General features: G+C 51.3%; 1 tRNA gene. It reads right to left on the bottom strand.

The annotated features are described in order from the left end of the window. Positions 1–172: 172 nt before the first annotated feature. A tRNA-Ala gene (locus tag IEI94_RS21500) sits at positions 173–248 on the bottom strand. Positions 249–302 lie beyond the last annotated feature (54 nt).

The following is a 302-nucleotide window of genomic DNA, read 5'->3' as shown; positions in this document are numbered from 1 at the left end:
ATACGCTTGAGACGTATCACGTCTTTTCTCCTTGCGGAGAAATTTGTCAGCATGATTCACATTGTTAAAGAGCAAACTGTCAATCGACAGTCATAAACCGGTCATCGTCTGATGCGATGGTGGCTTATGACTGCAGATCCGATCAGGTAAGACTGTGGGGTGGGGGAAGTAGTGGTGGAGCCTAGCGGGATCGAACCGCTGACCTCCTGCGTGCAAGGCAGGCGCTCTCCCAGCTGAGCTAAGGCCCCACTGATATCCCGTACGTGACATGGGAATTTGATTCAGGACAAGGCATTTTGTGG

This window comes from Halomonas sp. ML-15 (assembly GCF_014779595.1).
Lineage (GTDB): Bacteria > Pseudomonadota > Gammaproteobacteria > Pseudomonadales > Halomonadaceae > Franzmannia.
Note: the sequence above shows the minus strand (reverse complement) of the source record. Positions and strands in the feature narration are given on the sequence as shown.